The sequence below is a fragment of the Rhodoferax sp. LS1R11 genome, assembly GCF_056521395.1.
This window is the reverse complement of the sequence record NZ_JBWMAW010000005.1, coordinates 70,287-90,054: the sequence shown is the minus strand read 5'-3', so window position 1 is coordinate 90,054 and position 19,768 is coordinate 70,287. Positions and strand designations below refer to the sequence as shown.

The following is a 19,768-nucleotide window of genomic DNA, read 5'->3' as shown; positions in this document are numbered from 1 at the left end:
GCGGCCTAAAATGGCTGCATGATCTCTCGCGAACCCACCATTGAACGCTTGGCCATCGCCAAGTCCCTGCTGCTCACCCCGTTTGGGCTGGATGAGACCCACTTGTCCCGCGCCCTGGCCGAAATCAAGGCCAACAAGGTGGACGAAGCTGACCTGTATTTCCAGTACACCCGCAGCGAGGGCTGGAGCCTGGAGGAGGGCATTGTCAAAACCGGCTCCTTCAGCATTGACCAGGGCGTCGGTGTGCGGGCGGTCAGCGGCGAGAAAACCGCGTTTGCCTACTCGGATGACATCTCCGAAGCCTCCCTGCTGGACGCGGCACGCACTGTAAGAACCATATCGAGTGCAGCCCAGACAGGACGTGTGAAGACAGCTACTAAAAAGATAGCATCTGCGCGCTCTTTGTACCAGGGGCTGGACCCGATTGCCACGCTGGACAGCACGGCCAAGGTCAAGCTGCTGGAAAAGGTGGAAAAAGCCGCCCGCGCCAAAGACCCGCGCGTCGCACAAGTCATGGCGGGCCTGGCTGCTGAATACGACGTGGTGATGGTGGCGCGCGCCGATGGCACGCTGGCCGCCGATGTGCGCCCGCTGGTGCGCTTGAGCGTGACCGTCATTGCCGAGCAAAAAGGCCGCCGCGAAATGGGCTCGGCCGGCGGTGGCGGGCGTTTCGGGCTGGCGTATTTTGACGACGCCATCATCACGCAGTACGTCGATGAAGCTGTCAAAGCCGCGCTCACCAACCTGGAGGCGCGTCCCGCGCCGGCCGGTGAGATGACCGTGGTGCTTGGCCCCGGCTGGCCCGGCATCCTGCTGCACGAAGCCATCGGCCACGGGCTGGAGGGCGACTTCAACCGCAAAGGCTCCAGTGCCTTCAGTGGCCGCATTGGCCAGCGCGTGGCGGCCAAAGGCGTCACGGTGCTGGATGACGGCACCATCGCCGACCGCCGTGGCTCGCTGAATGTGGACGACGAAGGCAACACCAGCCAGCGCAACGTGTTGATCGAGGACGGCATTCTGAAGGGCTACATCCAGGACGCCATGAACGCGCGCCTGATGGGCGTGGCACCCACGGGCAATGGCCGGCGCGAGAGCTACGCCCACATTCCCATGCCGCGCATGACCAACACCTACATGCTGGCGGGTGACAAATCACCTGAAGAAATCGTGGCCAGTATCAAAAAGGGCCTGTACGCCACCAACTTCGGCGGTGGGCAGGTGGACATCACCTCCGGCAAGTTTGTGTTCTCGGCCAGCGAAGCGTATTGGGTCGAAAACGGCAAGATTCTGTACCCTGTCAAGGGCGCCACCATCGTGGGCAGTGGGCCGGAGTGTTTGAAGCGTGTCAGCATGATCGGCAACGACATGAAACTCGACAGCGGTGTGGGCACCTGCGGCAAAGAAGGTCAGAGCGTGCCGGTGGGCGTGGGTCAGCCCACCCTGCGGATTGACGGCCTGACCGTGGGCGGCACGGCGTAAGCCAGCGCCAAGCATGACTGTGCTACATTCGGCTTCATGAATTCGGCCCGTTTTTTCTTTAGCTATTTTTGGTTCTCAAGCGCCTGCGGCGGTAGAGAGTTCTGAACGTACCTGAAGAAAACGTCCTGATCTCACAAAAACCGCCGGCACCCCCGGCGGTTTTTTTATGCCTTTTCAGTTTTTACTTGTTTGACTTAGGAGACTCACCATGAATGCCAAAGCTACTGTCGCCGGCTCTGATGCCTGGTATGCGAACTCGACCGCCCGCCCCACCGACCGCACCGGTCAAACCGACGACGAACGCATCAAGGACATCACTGTGTTACCTCCTCCTGAGCATCTGATCCGTTTCTTCCCCATTGCAGGCACGCCCACAGAGACGCTGATCAGCTCCACCCGCCGCCAGATCCACGAGATCATGAGCGGCAAGGACGACCGCCTGCTGGTCGTCATTGGCCCCTGCTCCATTCACGATCCAGCCGCAGCGCTGGACTATGCGCGTCAGCTCAAGGTACAGCGCGAGAAGTACGCCGACACGCTGGAAATCGTCATGCGTGTGTACTTCGAAAAACCGCGCACGACCGTGGGCTGGAAAGGGCTGATCAACGATCCGTACCTGGACGAAACCTTCCGCATTGACGAAGGCCTGCGCATGGCGCGCCAGTTGCTGATTGAAATCAACCGGATGGGCTTGCCCGCAGGCAGCGAGTTTCTGGATGTGATTTCGCCCCAGTACCTGGGCGACTTGATCTCCTGGGGCGCCATTGGCGCGCGCACCACCGAAAGCCAGGTGCACCGCGAGCTGGCCTCCGGCCTGTCGGCGCCGATTGGTTTCAAGAACGGCACCGACGGCAACATCAAAATTGCCACCGATGCGATTCAGGCCGCCGCCGGTGGGCACCACTTTTTGTCCGTGCACAAAAATGGCCAGGTGGCGATTGTGCAAACCAATGGCAACCCGGATTGCCACGTCATCCTGCGCGGCGGCAAGGCCCCCAATTACGACGCCGCCAGCGTCGCCGCTGCCTGCAAAGACCTGATTGCCGCCAAATTGCCCGACACCTTGATGGTGGACTGCAGCCACGCCAACAGCAGCAAGCAGCACGAGAAGCAGCTGGAAGTCGCGCGCGACATCGCAGCCCAGATTGCCGGTGGATCGACCAGTGTGTTCGGCGTGATGGTGGAAAGCCACCTGAACGCAGGCGCCCAAAAGTTCACCCCCGGCAAAGACGATGCCTCCCAGCTGGAATACGGCAAGAGCATCACCGACGCTTGCCTGGGCTGGGACGACTCGCTCAAGTCGCTCGACGTGCTGTCGGAAGCGGTCAAGGCGCGCCGCGCGCGTTGATGAACTAGGGTTAGTGGTCTTTCAGGCCTCTAGCCCCCGTACTACGTGCGCAGGTAGCTATTATTTTTGTAGCGCCTGCAGCAGCTTGAGGTGCACGCCACCAAAGCCACCATTGCTCATGCAGACAATATGGTCACCGGCGCGGGCGCTGGCAACCACCTGGGCCACCAGCGTGTCGATGTTGTCGGCCACCTGAGCCCGCTCGCCCATGGAGGCCAGCGCCTCAGAGGCATCCCAGCCCAAACCGCCGCTGTGGCAAAACGCCAGGTCAGCCTGTTCCAGGCTCCAAGGCAACTGGGCCTTCATGGCGCCTAGCTTCATGGTGTTGGAGCGCGGCTCAAAGACCGCCAGAATGCGTTCATCAGCGCCCAGGCGGCGCTTCAACCCGTCCACGGTCGTGCGGATCGCGGTCGGGTGGTGGGCAAAGTCGTCGTACACGGTGATGGTGCCGCCCGCGCGTGTCACGGTGCCGCGTATCTCCATGCGGCGCTTGACGTTTTCAAAAGCACCTAGTGCATGGGCCGCGATGGCGGGTGATACGCCCACGTGCTCTGCCGCAGCGATGGCGGCCAGCGCGTTGAGCTGGTTGTGCATGCCGGTTAGTGCCCACTTCACGTGGCCGGCCGGCCGGCCTTGGTACAGCACCTCAAATTCATGGGGCTCGCCAGCGGCTGTGAAGTCGCTCACCGCCGCGCCAAAGCTGCGGACTTCACTCCAGCAGCCGGTGTGCAAGACCCGTGCGAGGCTCTCTTCCAGGCCATTGACCACCACGCGGCCCGATCCATGCGGACCTTTGCCCGGTACGGTTCGCACCAGGTGATGAAATTGCCGCTCAATCGCCGCCAGATCATCAAAAATGTCGGCGTGGTCGAATTCGAGGTTGTTGAGCACGGCGGTGCGGGGGCGGTAGTGCACAAACTTGCTGCGTTTGTCGAAGAACGCGGTGTCGTATTCGTCCGCTTCAATGACGAAGAATTTGCCACCGCCCAATCGGGCCGACACCTCAAAGTTCATGGGCACGCCACCGACCAGAAAGCCGGGGTTCAGGCCAGCGCTCTCGAGAATCCAGGTCGTCATGGCGGTTGTGGTCGTTTTGCCATGGGTACCCGCAATCGCGATCACATGTTTGCCCTGCAAGACATGCTCCGCCAGCCATTGCGGACCGCTGGTGTAGGGCCGTCCGGCGTCCAGAATGGCTTCCATCAAGGGGAATTTGGGTGTGCCATCGGCCAGGTGGGCGCGGCTCACTACATTGCCCACCACGAACATGTCGGGCTGCAAGGTCAGCTGCTCGGCGCCAAAGCCTTCGATCAGCTCAATGCCGAGCGCGCGCAGTTGGTCGCTCATGGGCGGATAGACGCCCGTGTCGCAACCCGTCACCTTGTGACCCGCTTCCCGTGCCAACGCGGCGAGGCCGCCCATGAAAGTTCCGCAAATACCCAGAATATGAATGTGCATGGCCAGATTTTAGGCTGGCAGCATGGCGGAAAAATGCGGGGCAAAATAGCGCGCTATGGACACGCTGAAATCAGAAATCTCCGCTGTGGCGGCCCGCATGGTGGTGGAGGAGGGGCTCGAGTTTGGTCCGGCCAAACGCCGCGCGGTCAAACAAATGGGGCTGCCGCTGCGCACCGCCTTGCCGGGTAACGACGAGGTGGAGGATGCGGTGGTGGCGTACATCGCGCTCTTCTGCGCCGAAACACAACCTGGCGAATTGCAGGCTTTGCGCCGTCTGGCCGTGGTCTGGATGGAGCGCATGGCCGAGTTTCGGCCCTGTCTGGGCGGGGCCGTGTGGCACGGAACGGCCACGCGCTTGTCAGATATTTACATTCAATTGTTTTGTGATGACAGCAAATCCGCTGAAATCTCCTTGATTGACCACCGAGTGGATTACGTGCCGCGAACCGTGACCGGATTCAATGGGGAATCCGTCGAAGCGTTGAGTGTGCATGCTTTTTGTCCGGATCTCAACGAAGAGGTGGGGGTCCATCTGTTGGTCTATGACCATGACGACGTGCGTGGCGCCATGCGGCCTGACGCCAAAGGGCGCACACCGCGTGGGGATGTGGCGGCGGTTCGGCGTTTGTTGCATGATCAGGCCGCATGACGCAAGCATCTGTACCGAATGAAGTTTCTGAAAAACGGGCCAACAACCGCCGACGTTGGTTGATGAGTGTCGTGGCGGGTGCGGCTGCCCTGGGGGGGGCTGGCGTGGCCTGGCAACGGTATCAACCGCAGGCCATGGCGCCTGGCGCTGAATCATTGTTGTGGCCCCTGACGTTTTCAACCCCGGAGGGCATACCCCTGCACATGACGTCTTTGCAGGGCAAGCCTATGTTGTTAAATTTTTGGGCAACCTGGTGCCCACCGTGTGTTGAGGAATTGCCTCTGCTGAGTACCTTTTTTAAGGAAAATTCGGCCAAAGGCTGGCAAGTTGTCGGCTTGGCCGTTGATCAGGTTGATCCCGTCAAGCGTTTTCTGGCCAAGACGCCGGTCACTTTTCCGGTGGCGATGGCTGGCATGCCCGGCATTGAGATCAGTAAATCTCTTGGCAACCTGAGCGGTGGTTTGCCGTTCACGGTGGTGCTGGGATCGGATGGTCGGGTCGCTCACCGTAAAATGGGCAAGGTAACACCCGCCGATCTGCTCGCGTGGATGGCCCTGAAGTAGCCTCAATCGGCACGGAGGGTTGATTGAGTATCTGTAAAATACAAGAAGATGGCTGTGTTTGTTGGAATTTAAGGTAAATTCGCCAGTCATTTATTGATAATCGTTGGAGATCCCATGGACCTAAGAAAACTGAAAACGCTGATTGACCTCGTGTCGGAATCAAATGTCTCTGAATTGGAAATCACTGAAGCAGAAGGCAAAGTCCGCATCGTCAAAGGCGGCGGTGCAATGGTTCAACAGTATGCGCCGGTGGCCATGATGACGCCAGCTCCCGTGCAGGGGCTGGTCGCGGAGTCGGCAGTCCCCGTGGCGGCACCCATTGTGGTTGCCCCTGGACATACCGTCAAATCGCCCATGGTGGGCACTTTTTATCGTTCGGCATCTCCTGGCGCCAAGTCTTTTGTGGAGATCGGCGACTCCATCAAGGAAGGCGAAACCGTCTGCATCATCGAAGCCATGAAGATTCTCAATGAAATTGAGGCCGACAAATCCGGCGTCGTGACGCAGATTTTTTGTGAGAACGGTCAGGCTGTTGAGTACGGGCAGCCTCTCTTCATCATTGAGTGATGTAACGCTGTACTACCCATGTTCAAGAAAATCCTGGTTGCCAATCGGGGCGAAATCGCCCTAAGAATTCAACGTGCCTGTCGCGAACTCGGTGTCAAGGCTGTGATGGTCTATTCCGAAGCTGATCGCGAGGCCAAGTACGTCAAGCTGGCCGAGGAGTCGGTGTGTATCGGGCCAGCGCCGTCGTCCCTGAGTTACCTCAACATGCCGGCGATCATTTCGGCCGCCGAAGTGACCGATGCTGAGGCCATTCATCCCGGTTACGGGTTTTTGAGTGAAAACGCCGACTTTGCCGAGCGGGTGGAAAAAAGCGGGTTCCAGTTTATTGGCCCAACGCCTGAGTCCATTCGCATCATGGGTGACAAGGTGTCTGCCAAGCAGGCCATGATCAAGGCGGGTGTACCTTGTGTGCCGGGTTCCGAGGGTGAATTGCCTGACGACCCGGTTCAGATTCGCCGCATTGCCAAGGCGGTGGGTTATCCCGTCATCATCAAGGCGGCGGGCGGTGGTGGCGGACGTGGCATGCGTGTGGTGCACACGGAAGCCGCGTTGATCAATGCGGTGGCCATGACCAAGGCCGAGGCCGGGGCGGCTTTCGGCAACCCCGCGGTGTATCTTGAGAAGTTCCTGCAGAACCCCAGGCACATCGAGATCCAGATTCTGGCTGACAAGTACAAAAATGCGGTTTATCTGGGGGAGCGTGATTGCTCCATGCAGCGACGTCACCAAAAAATTCTGGAAGAAGCGCCTGCACCCGGTATTCCCCGCAAGCTCATCGAGCGTGTGGGTGAACGCTGTGTGGCCGCCTGCAAGAAAATTGGTTACCGTGGTGCCGGTACGTTCGAGTTTTTGTATGAGGATGGCGAGTTCTACTTTATTGAGATGAATACCCGCGTTCAGGTGGAACATCCTGTAACGGAAATGATTACCGGAATTGACATTGTCAAGACCCAGATCATGGTGGCGGCAGGTGAAAAATTGCCATTCACACAGCGGCAAATCGAAATTCGAGGTCACGCGATTGAATGCCGTGTGAATGCGGAAGATCCTTACAAGTTCATCCCGTCGCCGGGACGCGTCACGATGTGGCACGCACCGGGTGGTCCGGGTGTGCGGGTGGATTCCCATATCTACACCAACTACTTTGTACCACCCAACTATGATTCCATGATCGGAAAAATCATCGTTCATGGCGATACACGTGAACAGGCCCTGGCCCGTATGCGTACCGCCTTGGGCGAGACGGTCGTTGAAGGCATCAATACCAATATTCCGCTTCATCGCGAGTTGATGGTCGATGCCAAGTTCATGTCCGGCGCGACCAATATCCACTACCTCGAAGAATGGCTTAGCCAGCACAAGCGTTGAGACTGATATTGCATGTTTGAACTAAGCCTGATGTGCCCGGAGAGTCGGGTCGAGACCTTGAGTGATGCGCTGGATGCATTGGATGCCCTGAGTGTCAGCGTGGAAGACGCAGACGCGCAGACCGATGCGGAAGTCGCACTGTTCGGGGAGCCTGGCATGCCGCCGCCCAAAGACGGCTGGCAGCGTTCACGGGTCGTCGCGTTGTATGAGACGGAGCCCTTGGCACGCGATGCATTGGCGCTCCTGGTGCTTCAGGACTTTTTTGCCGATTGCCAGGTCCTGGGTGTACAGGAGGTTCCTGAGCAGGACTGGGTGCGTTTGACGCAGTCCCAGTTCACACCGGTGGACATCACACCTGAGTTCTGGATTGTGCCAACTTGGCATGAGCCGCCAGCGCAGGCCCGTATCATCATTCGTCTCGATCCTGGTCTCGCGTTTGGCACCGGAACTCATCCCACCACAAGGATGTGTTTGCGCTGGATTGCGCGTCATGCCTCCTTGGGTGATGCCATGGCTGCCCAGCCACTGGGACGGGTGCTTGACTATGGATGTGGGTCCGGTATTCTCGCCATCGGGGCCGCCAAACACGGTGCACTTGACATCGATGCCGTCGACATTGACGATGCAGCGGTTGAATCGACGGTGCTCAATGCGCAGGCGAATGAGGTCAAGCTCAATGCCGGCTTGCCAGACGTGGTCTCCGGTGTCTATCAAACCGTACTGGCCAACATTTTGGCCTCGCCGCTGAAGGTCTTGGCGCCACTTCTTTGGTCCCGGATAGCGCCTGGTGGTTCATTGGTATTGGCCGGCATTCTTGAACGCCAGGCCGATGAGCTCAAGGAAGCGTATGCGCCCTATTGCCAGCTGACCGTCTCTGATCAGGAAGATGGCTGGATTTTGATGACCGCTACCCGCTGAAACTTTCCGGATTTTCGGGCTCTACAATTCGCTGAAAATGAGCCTGATTACACGTTGCCCGGCCTGCCAGACCATGTTCAGGGTTGTGCCCGACCAACTCCGAATTTCGGAAGGTTGGGTTCGTTGCGGTCAGTGCGACGAGATTTTCGACGCGTCGATTCATCTTGTGCAGGCAGTACCTGAAGAATCAACGCCATGGGTGCCTGCAATTGAGCCCAAGCACGACGCTGGCGCAGTGGATCTCTCCAACATTATCCCGTCTGATGAGATCGATGTCGCCGCGGTTGACCCCTATATCCTGCAGTTTCGGTCGCCTGTCTCTGATGAAGGTTTGACAGAGGCGTTTGAGTACCCAGAAGAAAGCCCTACATCGGCCGAGTTTGTTGTGCAGGAAGCGCCGGTCGCATCTGTCTCGGAAATCGTTGCACCCGTCTCCCAAGTTCAATATCCCGACGTTGTGGTGGATGCTGACGTTGAAACTGAAACTGACGTTGAGATCGTTGCACCGGTTGAGGCAAATAAGCTACAGGAATCCGAGGTCGTTTCTTTCTTGCAGGGGGAAGACAAGAGAGGTTTCTGGCAACACACGTTCATGCAAGTGATCTTGCTTGTCTTGAGCACATTGCTTTTCATTGGATTGACGGGGCAGGTCGTTTTTCAGGAGCGTGACCGCCTTGCAGCAGCGGTGCCCGGCCTGGCGCCATGGCTGGAGGCATTTTGCCAGCCATTCAATTGCAGTCTGTCGCCGCTTCGGCATATTGGGTCGATTGCCATTGAGAGTTCCTCGTTTACCAAAATCCGAGGTGACGCCTATACCTTGAGTTTCACGCTCAAAAACTCAGCCACAACTCCGCTGGCGGTTCCCGCAATGGAGTTGACGCTCACGGACTCTGCTGATCAGGCCGTTTTGCGGCGAGTCTTCCCGCCTTCTGAACTCACGACCAAATCGGGACCGTTGGCTGCGGGTGCCGAGTGGTCGGCGCAATTTGGGATGACGGTCAAAGCCAATGCGGCAGCTGACAAGGTGGTTGGCTATCGCTTGCTTGCTTTCTATCCCTGACTCTTTCACAGGGAAAATATAGGATCCAACTGGATGTCGTGATGCTTATCGCGACACGCTTTGTAAGTAACCAGCAAAAAGCCCGGGGTCTTTCGACGCCGGGCTTTGATTAGACCTGCAAGGAGGCCTCAGGGCTTGGTAGCCGTTGGAAACGGCCACGCGGCCTGTGGATTCAAGGTCGTCTGTGCAGCAGTCGTTGCTGGCGAAGAGGCTGGTTTCGCCCCTTTTTTTGCGACTTGTTTTTTCGCTACTGGTTTTTTTACAGCAGCAACTTTCTTTGCTGGTGCTACTTTTTTGGCTGATACAGCTTTCTTCGCTACAGCCGCTTTTTTGGCGGGTGCGGCTTTGACGACGGCCTTCTTGGCCGGTGCAGCTTTCTTCGCTACGGCAGCCTTTTTGGCAGGCGCGGCTTTGACGACGGCCTTCTTGGTGGGTGCTGCTTTTTTGACCGGTGCAGCTTTCTTCGTTACAGCCGCTTTTTTGGCGGGTGCGGCTTTGGCAGCAACCTTCTTGACTGGCGCGGCTTTTTTGGCTGGGACAGCTTTTTTAGCGGTTACTTTCTTGGCTGGTACAGCCTTTTTTGCCGGAGCCGCTTTTTGGGCTACGACTTTTTTCGCTGGTGCAGCCTTCTTGGCTGTTGCCGCTTTCTTTGCTGGGGCGGTCTTTTTTGCGACCATTTTTTTTGCAGTTGCCATCATTTTCTCCTTGATCAATTTACAAAGAGCACTTCGTGCGCGTTGGTGTGCATGAAGCGATTCATGGCGCTGGGATCAACCCCAACACCATGAACTCGGGTGCACAAACTGCCATGGCCCTCTTCGGGGCAGGCTGCAGCAGTTTGTGTAATTCTTATCGCCATAGTCGGCATCAATCCCAGGACAGAGCGCCGCCGGACTGATATTCAATAACTCGGGTTTCGAAGAAGTTTCTTTCCTTCTTCAAGTCGATCATTTCGCTCATCCATGGGAACGGATTTTCTTCGTTCGGGTAAAGCGCTTCAAGACCAATCTGAGTGGCGCGGCGATTGGCGATGTAACGAAGGTAGCCCTTGAACATGGATGCATTCATGCCCAACACGCCGCGGGGCATGGTGTCTTCTGCGTACCGGTATTCCAGTTCTACGGCAGTTTCAAACAGGGTTTTGATCTCAGCTTTGAACTCGGCAGTCCACAGTTGTGGATTCTCCAGCTTGAGCTGGTTGATCAAATCAATGCCAAAGTTGCAGTGCATGGATTCATCACGCAGGATGTATTGGTACTGTTCGGCAGCGCCAGTCATCTTATTCTGGCGACCCAAAGCGAGAATTTGAGTGAAGCCGACATAGAAGAACAAGCCTTCCATCAGGCAGGCGAACACGATCAGTGATTTCAGCAACGTTTGGTCAGTCTCATGCGTGCCGGTTTTGAATTCCGGATTCATGATGGCCTCAATGAACGGGATCAAAAACTGGTCCTTGTCGCGGATCGACTTCACTTCGTTGTACGCGTTGAAGATCTCGCTTTCGTCGAGCCCCAGAGACTCAACGATGTACTGATAGGCATGCGTGTGAATCGCTTCTTCAAACGCCTGGCGCAAAAGGAACTGTCGGCACTCAGGCGCCGTGATGTGGCGATAGGTACCCAGCACAATGTTGTTGGCCGCCAACGAGTCAGCGGTTACGAAGAATCCCAGGTTGCGCTTGATGATGCGACGCTCATCTTCGGTGAGCCCGTTAGGGTCTTTCCAGAGTGCAATGTCGCGGGTCATGTTGACTTCCTGCGGCATCCAGTGATTGGCGCAGCTGGAGAGGTATTTTTCCCAAGCCCATTTGTACTTGAAAGGCACCAACTGGTTGACGTCAGTCTTGCCATTGATGATGCGTTTGTCTGCCGCATTGACGCGCCGCGGGGCAATGGGTGCAGTTCCCAGCTCGTCAAAAGTTGGGTTTTGCGCGGTTGGCAGAGACGTCTCTTCAGTGAGGCTGCTGGATAAGCCGCGTGCTTGAGGCAATGGCGGAATGGGCTTGACTTCTTCGTCCCAGGACAACATAAATAATTCCAATCAGCGGATTATGAGAGCAGCGAAATGAAATGAAAAGTCTTCATGTTCGCTGCTTTAAAAAAGAGGTGTCGAGTGTTGTTCCGCAGCATCGCATCACAGCACTTTTGACGATGGTTCAAAGCTTATTGACAAGACTCGCAGGTCGGATCGTCAACACCGCAAAACTTGATGTCAGTTGCAGGACCCATCGCTGCCATCTGGATTTGTGCCGCAGCCGCAGCCGCATCCAGCGCACTCATGCCAGCACCGCTGGCGTGAGTTGGTTCGCCCCCAGAGGACACCGCATTCATGCGGCCTGCAGTGACCGTTGATTTCTCGGCATGGGTGGCCGACATGGTGCGCAGGTAGTAGGTTGTTTTCAAGCCGCGAACCCAGGCCAGTTTGTAGGTCTCATCCAGTTTTTTGCCGGAAGCGCCTGCCATGTAGATGTTGAGGGACTGGGCCTGATCAATCCATTTTTGGCGACGGGCTGCTGCCTCGACCAGCCAGCGTGTTTCGACCTCAAAGGCCGTGGCGTACAAGGCCTTGATATCGGCAGGAACCCGGTCAATCGGGCTCAAGGAGCCGTCAAAGTGTTTGAGATCCATGACCATGACGTCATCCCACAGACCCAGACGCTTGAGGTCTTGCACCAGATAGCCATTGATGATGGTGAATTCACCCGACAGGTTGGATTTGACGGAGAGATTGCCAAAGCAGGGTTCGATGGACGCATCCACACCAATGATGTTGGAAATGGTGGCGGTCGGAGCAATGGCGGTGCAATTGGAGTTGCGCATGCCGTCCTTGGCAATTTTGGTGCGCAAGGCCTCCCAATCCATCGTGGACGAGCGGTCGACTTCGACATAGCCACCGCGCTCACGGGCCAGCATGTCCAATGTGTCAATGGGCAAAATGCCCTGGTCCCACAGGGATCCCTTGAAGCTGGAGTACTGGCCGCGTTCACGTGCCAGTTCGGTGGATGCCCAATACGCGTAGTAGCAAATGGCTTCCATCGATTTGTCGGCAAACTCGATGGCAGCGTCGCTCGCATAGGGAATGCGCAACTCATACAAGCTGTCCTGGAACGCCATCACGCCCAGTCCCACCGGACGATGACGCATATTGGACTCACGCGCTTTTTTGACAGCGTAGTAGTTGATGTCGATCACGTTGTCGAGCATGCGCATTGCGGTCGTGATGGTCTTTTGCAGCTTGGTGTGATCGAGCACGCCGTTCTTGATGTGTTGCAGCAGATTGACCGAACCCAGGTTGCACACCGCAGTTTCCGTGTCGCTGGTGTTCAGCGTGATTTCAGTACACAGGTTGCTGGAATGCACCACACCGGCATGTTGTTGGGGGGAGCGAACATTGCAGGCGTCTTTGAATGTGATCCAGGGGTGACCGGTTTCAAACAGCATGGTGAGCATTTTTCGCCACAGATCAGCCGCCTGCAGGGTGCGTGCTGGCCTGATCTCGCCGCGGGCTGCCTTTTCTTCGTAAGCCACATAGGCTTTTTCGAAATCGGCACCAAACTTGTCGTGCAGGTCGGGCACGTTGTTGGGGGAGAACAGGGTCCACTGGCCTTTTTCCATGACGCGACGCATGAAAAGGTCAGGAATCCAGTTCGCGGTGTTCATGTCATGGGTGCGGCGGCGGTCATCACCGGTATTTTTACGCAGCTCCAGGAACTCTTCAATGTCGAGGTGCCAGGTTTCGAGGTAGGTGCAGACTGCTCCTTTGCGCTTGCCGCCCTGGTTGACTGCTACAGCCGTGTCGTTGACCACCTTCAGGAAGGGAACCACGCCTTGCGACTCGCCATTGGTGCCCTTGATATGGGAGCCCAAGGCCCGCACACGCGTCCAGTCATTGCCCAGTCCGCCCGCAAATTTGGAAAGCAGTGCGTTCTCCTTGATGGACTCATAAATGCCATCCAGATCGTCTGGAACGGTAGTGAGGTAGCAGCTGGAGAGCTGCGAGCGCAACGTTCCGCTGTTGAACAGCGTCGGTGTGCTGGACATGAAGTCGAATGAGGACAGCACCTCGTAGAACTCGATGGCGCGGGCTTCGCGGTCAGCCTCTTCGAGGGACAGGCCCATCGCCACGCGCATGAAAAATGCCTGGGGCAATTCAATACGGGTTTTGCCAATGTGCAGGAAATAGCGGTCATACAGGGTTTGCAGGCCGAGGTAGTCAAACTTCAGGTCCCGGTCTGCCTTGAGCGCTGCGCTTAGACGTGGCAAGTCAAATTTAAGCAGTTTGGCATCCAGCAGTTCGTTGTCGACGCCCTTCTGGATGAAGCCGGGGAAGTAGTCCACATAGGCTTGCGCCATGTCGGCCTGCACCACATCCTTGCCCAGGGCTTCCTTGGCAATGGTGTGAAACAGCAGGCGTGCGGTGGCGTAGGTGTAGTCAGGGTCTTTTTCAATCAGCGTGCGTGCTGCCAAAACGGAGGCTTTGTAGACCTCGTCCATGGGGACGCCGTCGTACAGGTTACGCATCGTCTCAGCCATGATGGGCTCAGGCTTCACATCGGCGCCCAGACCGGCGCAGGCGGACCGAATCAGCCCGTTCAGGCGGTCCAGATCCAGAACAACACGCTGACCGTTGTCCAAGGCATGCAGCGCTGGCGCCTTGGGCGTCTCCTGCACGATCTTTTTGGCGCGTTCCTGATTGTGTTTTTCACGGTACAACACGTAGGCGCGTGCCACTTCATGATGGCCGCCACGCATCAGGCCGAGTTCAACCTGATCCTGTACGTCTTCGATGTGGAATGTGCCGCCACCGGGACGCGAACGCATCAAGGCCCGGATCACACCCTGCGTCAACACATCAACGGTTTCACGAACACTGGCAGAGGCCGCGCCCTGTGTGCCATGCACCGCGAGAAATGCCTTCATCATCGCCACGGCTATCTTGTTGGGCTCAAAGGGCACCACCGCACCGTTGCGGCGAAGGATTTGGTAGTGGCTCAGTGATTGAGGCGCGGTGATGGTGGCGCCATCGGGGCTGAATTGAGTGAGAACACCGGTCGGTACGGCTTCTTGTGTGTTCAAGGCGGTTTGCATTAGATTCCTCGTCTTTAGCTGAATGTGGTGTTGATTTGGGGGGCTCCGCGGCTCCTTGGGGAGCCGCTGGATGGTGACCCAGCCTCACAGGCAGAACACACTATATATGGGGTCTTGAGTGATTACAAGCCACTACAGGTAGTGTTTCGTTTGGATCTTGGAATTCTATCTGGAAAGCGCTGCAAGCAATCCCAAGCGATTGAAAGACGCTGTTCACCTGGGGCTGCGCGGGGACCGTTCGAATCGGTCTGGAACCCCTGAAAAATCAAGGAAAAATTTCCGGCACCCAGCAAATACAAGGCTTTCCAAGGCTTTTCCCGTTGAGAGCCGCATGTTGCCTGAGTTTCAGTGATTTTTCCGGCAGGAAAAACTCCCAGGTTGCTGCCTGGCTGGCGTGAGAAATTATTTTCAGATGACGTTTTTTGACAAAACACCATCGGGAAAGTACCGAGACGCCAGACCCAGACTTTGTTGCATCAATGGCCAGTCAAAACCGCAGCCGGGGTCGGCTTTGCGGCCTGGTGCCAGGTGTTCATGGCCTGCGATGTGGGCAATGGGGTACTGCGCGACGATGGCCGCACACAAGCTTGCCAGTGTTTCATACTGCGCTGCCTCAAACAGGTCGCCTTCCAGTCCTTCAAGTTCAATGCCAATGGAATGGTCATTGCAGTTGCTGCGCCCGCGGTAGCTGGATTGCCCGGCGTGCCAGGCGCGCTCATTGCAACTGACGAACTGCAGGAGATCGCCATTGCGCCGGATATAAAAGTGGGCCGACACCTCCATGCCGCGAATGCTCTGAAAGTAAGGGTGTCCGTCCCAGACGAGTTGGTTGGTGAAGAGGCGCTGAACTTCGTCACCACCGTATCGACCGGGTGGCAGGCTGATGGAGTGAAGAACAAGCAGGTCAACCTTCGTCTGCGGCGGTCGCGGGCCGAAGTTCGGGGAGACAATGCGTCCCGAAAACTGGTACCAGCCGTCGATCCAAAGCGGTAGGGGCAGGGTCTGGTCAGGCGGGTTCATCGGACGACTCGCTGGTTTGGGGGCCGTCAATATTGAGTCTGGCAATCCGGTAGCGTATCTGGCGCAGGCTGATGCCCAGCCGGGTGGCCGCCGCCGTGCGGTTGAAGCCGCTTTCCCGCAGCGCCTGAATCAGTATTTCGCGCTCCTGGCTGTCCAGATGGCTCTGCAAATCGCTCGGTATGGTGACTGGCTCGTCATGGAGGGGGGGCGGTTCTGTGACCGAGGCGACTTGAGTGATCACGACAGCGGGTGGGGGCACTTCGGGCTGAGGTGCGGCAGGCTCAATCTGGAGCTCATCGTCGTCACACAGGGCGACCGCCCGGTGCAACAGATTCTCCAGTTCACGCACATTGCCGGTCAGCGGGTCACTCAGGATGCGCTCAAGTGCCGATGACGACAAGGTGGGAATCGGTATGCCTGATTCCTGGGCGATCCGGCGCAGCAGCGCCTTGCACAAGGCTGGCAGGTCTTCGCGTCGCTCACGCAGCGGCGGGATGAGCACTTCAATCACGTTCAACCGGTAATACAAGTCCTGGCGAAAGCGGCCGGCAGCCACTTCGGCGGCGAGGTTCTTGTGGGTGGCGCTGATGATCCGGACATCGACCGGCTCCTCCTGCGTTGCCCCGATCGGGCGAATGCGCCTTTCCTGAATGGCGCGCAACAGTTTGGACTGCATGGCCAAAGGCAGGTCGCCAATTTCATCCAAAAACAGGGTGCCACCGCTGGCAGCCTGGAAAAACCCGACACGGTCCTGGGTGGAGCCGGTATACGATCCTTTTTTGGCCCCGAAAAACTCGGTCTCCAGCAGGGTTTCCGGGATGGCGCTGCAATTGACCGCCACCCAGGCACTGGCATGGCGGTGGCTGTTGGCGTGGATGGCGCTGGCCACCAGTTCCTTGCCGGTACCGGATTCGCCATGGACCAGAACAGGTGCCATGCTGCGGGCCACTTTGACGATGCGTTCCTTGACCAGCCGCATGCTGGGCGATTCGCCCACCAGCTTGCGCAGCGTTGCCTCGCCGTCAGAGGGCGCTCTGGCCGGTGAGTGCAATTCCCCCGGCCGGAATGCGACGCGCGTAGCAGGTGCGCCCTGTGGCGTCGGGTTCTGCACGGCGGAGGCAATGACGGTTCGGAACTGCTTGAGGTCCACCGGTTTGGTCAGGTAGTCAAAGGCGCCCGCCTTGAGGGACTCCACGGCGTTTTCGGCCGAGCCGTAAGCCGTGATGACCACACAACGCTCGCGGCGTTGCGCCGTCTTGACGTGCCGGAGCAGTTCAATGCCCAAGCCATCCGGCAGCCGCATGTCGGTGATGACCACGTCAAAGCTGTGCTCGTCCAGCAGATGCAGCGCATCGGCCAGGTTTTCGGCGGCTTCGACCTGGTAACCCTCGCGCAGGAGCGTCAACTCGTACAGGGTGCGCAAGTCGGGCTCGTCGTCGACCACCAGGATGCGGGTTGAGTTCAACGCTGAATTTGAGGCCATGATGTTGCTGTTGTGCTGTCGCTGTTCACGTTCATGCTGTTGGGTAGGGGGTTGAGGCGGAAGGTCACCTGAAACTCATTGCCTTCGACCGGATCACCCCGCATGGTCCGCCATTTCCGAAAATAGTTGACCGAGGCACCGTGCCCCTCGCACAGTTCACGGCAGATATAGAGCCCCAAGCCGCTGGATCGGCTCTCGGAGGAGAAAAAGGGTTCAAACAAATGGCGCTCTACCGACTGATCCATCGGCTGGCCGTCGCTCCAGACGCTCAGTGTTCCTTGCCCGGTCAGGGTGGTTCCCACGTGCACTTGAATGGCTCCCGGCTGCTGAGTCGCGTAGCGGCGCGCATTGTCAAGCAGGTTGATCAGAATCCGTCGCAAATGCTCCGGCTCAAAGCTCACCTCGATGCCTTTGCCGGGCAGTGTGACGGAGAGCACCTGTCCACTGCCGGTCTGGTCGCGCCAGTCGTTGCAAATGATGTTGATGGCCGCGTTCAACAGCAATCCGTTTGCGGGGGCGGGATTGTCGTCCTGCTGCACCCGGGAGAGGTTCAAAATATCTTCCACGATCTTTTCAAGCCGCTTGGCATTTTGCGCAACCATGCGGGTCAGTTGTTTGAGCCGGGGGTCTGAGAGGTCTTCATCCAGCAAGGCATTGGCTTGCGCGATGGCGGCCAGCGGGTTGCGTATCTCGTGGGCCACGGCGGCCGACATGCGCCCCATGCTGGCCAGTTTCTCGGTGCGCAAACGGGCTTCCATCTCGCGCTGATCTTTCAGGAACATGACACACAAGCTGTCAATGCCGCCTTGGGTGGCGGTCAATTGCGTGCGCACCTGCACGCGCCGGGGGCCCTGCCCGGCAGGCTGGATGGTGATGTCCGTCTGTTGGGGTTCATCTCGCAAAAAGCTGAGTTGCATCAGTTCGACCAGTCCGTGCCACTCGCTCAGGGCCGCCAGATCGAACGACCGGCGCTGCGCCTCATGGGTCGCTCCCAATAATTGTCGGGCCGCCGGGTTGGCCAAGCGCACCGTGCCGCGGGGGTCAACGACCAGAATGCCGTCGGCCAGTGACTCAATCACCAGTTCGTTGACCTGGCGTTGGACCCGCACCGCCAGCTGGTTGCGTTGTGCCCGCAATTCCACATTGACCAGTCGGCTTGCAATCTGGCTGGCCAGAAATGAAATGGCAAAGAAGCCGGAACCCGCCAGGGCGGCCTGCAAAAAATGCGTGGGCGTATCGCCGGGCACTTGAACCGAAATCAGCGTCGCATAGGCGAACAACAGCAGCGTCACGCCCGCCGCGGTGCCCAGAGACAGCAGCATCGACCCCAGAACCGACGCCATCAGCACCGGCAAGGCCAGCATGGGCGCGTAATTGATGTTGTTGCCCTGGACCACCTGCAGGGCCGAGAAGGTCAGGATGTCGACCCCGACCGTGCTGATCCAGTGGGCATCGAACGTTTTGCCCAGCTGGCGTGCCTGGGCACGCAGCCTCACGGCCAGTGCGGCCGCAAAATAAGCCGAGCAGATCAGGAGCAGGGTGGCGTTGTTGGTCGTCGAGAAGGTGTACAGGGTGCCTTGCAAGACCACCAGCATCAGCCCCAGCGTGACGCGTGCGGTCATGAACCCGCGCCACAACCTCACAAATTCGCGGGGCTTGTCCGCCTGGTCGATGCCGGACTCCAGCATCGAGTGGCCGAAGCCCGACGGCGCATCCAGCGGCACGCTCATTCAGGGCTCCGCGCGTTGACGGTGCTCGGCGCTGCAGTAAACGCCCTTTTTGCCCTGGACGACATCGGATGCCGGTACATGCACGGCGCACAAGGCACAACGCACCATGTCCAGCGGCTCCGGGGGGGGCTTGGTGTTTTGCCGACGCAGTTTGGGGTCTGATTGGCGGTTGGAGCGCCAGAGCCAGATGCAGGCCAGCACCACCCCAATGATCAGATAGAACTTCATAGAGACCGCCCGAGAATGATCTCCATGACAAAGCGTGACCCGATATACCCCAGCAACAGCAGCCCGGACCCGATATACAGAACCCGTACCGCCCGCTTGCCACGCCACCCAAAACGCGCCCGGCCCAGCAACAGAATGGCAAAGGTAAGCCAGGACAACACGGAGAACACGGTTTTGTGGTCCCACTTCAACGGGGTGGACGAACCGTAGAGCTGCTTTTCAAACAGAACGCCCATCAACAGGGTTGCTGTCAGCAACAGGAAGCCGGCGCCCACAAACCGGAAGGTCAGGCGCTCCATGGTCAGCAAGGGCAGACCGCTGTGAGGGTCACTGCCCTGGCGGATGCGCGCTTCGGCCCGGGTCATGAACCAGGCGTGAACCACGGCCACACCAAACAAGCCGTAGGAGGCGATCCCCAGGGCCCAGTGCATGGGCAGCCAGGTCGAGGTGGATGCGCGCAAAGGCGTGCCGGGAAACAGGGCGGCCAGCAAGACCGCAAGCGCGCCCAGCACCGCCAGCGTCCAGCGCGTCTGCAACTGGGGAAACACATGGCTCTCGATCGCGTACACGGCCGCCACCAGCCATGTGGTGACTGACAAGGCCGGTGCAAAGCCAAAGCGGGGTTCATCCCCAAACAGGCTCCATGCCAACACCAACCCATGCAACAGCCACGCCACCCACACGGCTGAGCGAGCCACCCAGGCCCCCAGCCGCGAGGCGCCCACCGCCGACACACCGTAGGCAATGGCCGCACCCAGCGCGAGGGTCAGGCTGAGGGGGGAAGCACTGGCTAAAATCATGGGTACAGTT

At 58.3% G+C, this 19,768-nt stretch carries 17 protein-coding genes; 8 read left to right on the top strand and 9 right to left on the bottom strand.

Annotated elements, in window-relative coordinates; all coding sequences use genetic code 11:
- Positions 1–18 precede the first annotated feature (18 nt).
- Complete coding sequence (tldD, locus tag AC097N_RS08445) at positions 19–1,479, top strand: metalloprotease TldD (protein WP_479580459.1); 1,461 nt, start codon at positions 19–21, stop codon at positions 1,477–1,479.
- A gap of 208 nt (positions 1,480–1,687) precedes the next feature.
- Positions 1,688–2,827, top strand: a complete 1,140-nt coding sequence (locus AC097N_RS08440) for a 3-deoxy-7-phosphoheptulonate synthase (RefSeq protein WP_479580458.1) — start codon at positions 1,688–1,690, stop codon at positions 2,825–2,827.
- A 60-nt stretch (positions 2,828–2,887) separates the two neighbouring features.
- On the opposite strand, the gene mpl is transcribed toward AC097N_RS08440, so the two are convergent.
- Positions 2,888–4,285, bottom strand: coding sequence for a UDP-N-acetylmuramate:L-alanyl-gamma-D-glutamyl-meso-diaminopimelate ligase (gene mpl, locus AC097N_RS08435; RefSeq protein ID WP_479580457.1), 1,398 nt, complete (start codon positions 4,283–4,285; stop codon positions 2,888–2,890).
- A 55-nt stretch (positions 4,286–4,340) separates the two neighbouring features.
- Here mpl and AC097N_RS08430 point away from each other — a divergent pair, with 55 nt between their 5' ends.
- The 6 genes from AC097N_RS08430 (at position 4,341) to AC097N_RS08405 (ending at position 9,410) form a co-directional block, all read left to right on the top strand.
- Positions 4,341–4,934, top strand: a complete 594-nt coding sequence (locus AC097N_RS08430; RefSeq protein WP_479580456.1) for a hypothetical protein — start codon at positions 4,341–4,343, stop codon at positions 4,932–4,934.
- The gene (locus tag AC097N_RS08425; protein ID WP_479580455.1) at positions 4,931–5,497 is read left to right on the top strand and encodes a TlpA disulfide reductase family protein; all 567 of its coding nucleotides are present in this window, start codon (positions 4,931–4,933) and stop codon (positions 5,495–5,497) included. Before AC097N_RS08430 ends, AC097N_RS08425 begins: the two co-directional genes overlap by 4 nt.
- A gap of 114 nt (positions 5,498–5,611) precedes the next feature.
- Positions 5,612–6,064: an acetyl-CoA carboxylase biotin carboxyl carrier protein gene (gene accB / locus AC097N_RS08420; RefSeq protein ID WP_479580454.1), complete on the top strand. Its 453-nt coding sequence runs from the start codon at positions 5,612–5,614 to the stop codon at positions 6,062–6,064.
- Between the two features lie 18 nt (positions 6,065–6,082).
- Positions 6,083–7,432, top strand: a complete 1,350-nt coding sequence (gene accC / locus AC097N_RS08415; RefSeq protein WP_479580453.1) for an acetyl-CoA carboxylase biotin carboxylase subunit — start codon at positions 6,083–6,085, stop codon at positions 7,430–7,432.
- A gap of 12 nt (positions 7,433–7,444) precedes the next feature.
- A complete protein-coding gene (gene prmA / locus AC097N_RS08410; RefSeq protein WP_479580452.1) occupies positions 7,445–8,350 on the top strand; it encodes a 50S ribosomal protein L11 methyltransferase in 906 nt (301 codons plus the stop codon).
- Positions 8,351–8,387: 37 nt separating this feature from the next.
- The gene (locus AC097N_RS08405; RefSeq protein ID WP_479580451.1) at positions 8,388–9,410 is read left to right on the top strand and encodes a zinc-ribbon and DUF3426 domain-containing protein; all 1,023 of its coding nucleotides are present in this window, start codon (positions 8,388–8,390) and stop codon (positions 9,408–9,410) included.
- Positions 9,411–9,538: 128 nt separating this feature from the next.
- Here the strand turns inward: AC097N_RS08405 and AC097N_RS08400 are convergent, their stop codons facing one another.
- From AC097N_RS08400 to AC097N_RS08365, 8 genes are all read right to left on the bottom strand, one after another.
- Positions 9,539–10,105 (bottom strand): histone, encoded by a 567-nt coding sequence (locus tag AC097N_RS08400; protein WP_479580450.1) that lies wholly within the window; start codon positions 10,103–10,105, stop codon positions 9,539–9,541.
- A 172-nt stretch (positions 10,106–10,277) separates the two neighbouring features.
- The gene (locus AC097N_RS08395; RefSeq protein WP_479580449.1) at positions 10,278–11,438 is read right to left on the bottom strand and encodes a ribonucleotide-diphosphate reductase subunit beta; all 1,161 of its coding nucleotides are present in this window, start codon (positions 11,436–11,438) and stop codon (positions 10,278–10,280) included.
- Between the two features lie 134 nt (positions 11,439–11,572).
- Positions 11,573–14,497 (bottom strand): ribonucleoside-diphosphate reductase subunit alpha, encoded by a 2,925-nt coding sequence (locus tag AC097N_RS08390; RefSeq protein WP_479580448.1) that lies wholly within the window; start codon positions 14,495–14,497, stop codon positions 11,573–11,575.
- Between the two features lie 408 nt (positions 14,498–14,905).
- On the bottom strand, positions 14,906–15,517 hold the full coding sequence (ampD, locus tag AC097N_RS08385; RefSeq protein ID WP_479580447.1) for a 1,6-anhydro-N-acetylmuramyl-L-alanine amidase AmpD: 612 nt from the start codon (positions 15,515–15,517) through the stop codon (positions 14,906–14,908).
- Positions 15,504–17,000: a sigma-54-dependent transcriptional regulator gene (locus AC097N_RS08380; RefSeq protein ID WP_479580446.1), complete on the bottom strand. Its 1,497-nt coding sequence runs from the start codon at positions 16,998–17,000 to the stop codon at positions 15,504–15,506. The genes ampD and AC097N_RS08380 overlap by 14 nt, the downstream gene beginning before the upstream one ends.
- Positions 16,979–18,730 carry a sensor histidine kinase gene (locus AC097N_RS08375; RefSeq protein ID WP_479580445.1) on the bottom strand — a complete coding sequence of 584 codons (1,752 nt, stop codon included), beginning with the start codon at positions 18,728–18,730 and terminating at the stop codon, positions 16,979–16,981. The genes AC097N_RS08380 and AC097N_RS08375 overlap by 22 nt, the downstream gene beginning before the upstream one ends.
- On the bottom strand, positions 18,731–18,958 hold the full coding sequence (locus tag AC097N_RS08370) for a PP0621 family protein (protein ID WP_479580444.1): 228 nt from the start codon (positions 18,956–18,958) through the stop codon (positions 18,731–18,733).
- Complete coding sequence (locus tag AC097N_RS08365; RefSeq protein ID WP_479580443.1) at positions 18,955–19,758, bottom strand: cytochrome C assembly family protein; 804 nt, start codon at positions 19,756–19,758, stop codon at positions 18,955–18,957. The genes AC097N_RS08370 and AC097N_RS08365 overlap by 4 nt, the downstream gene beginning before the upstream one ends.
- Positions 19,759–19,768 lie beyond the last annotated feature (10 nt).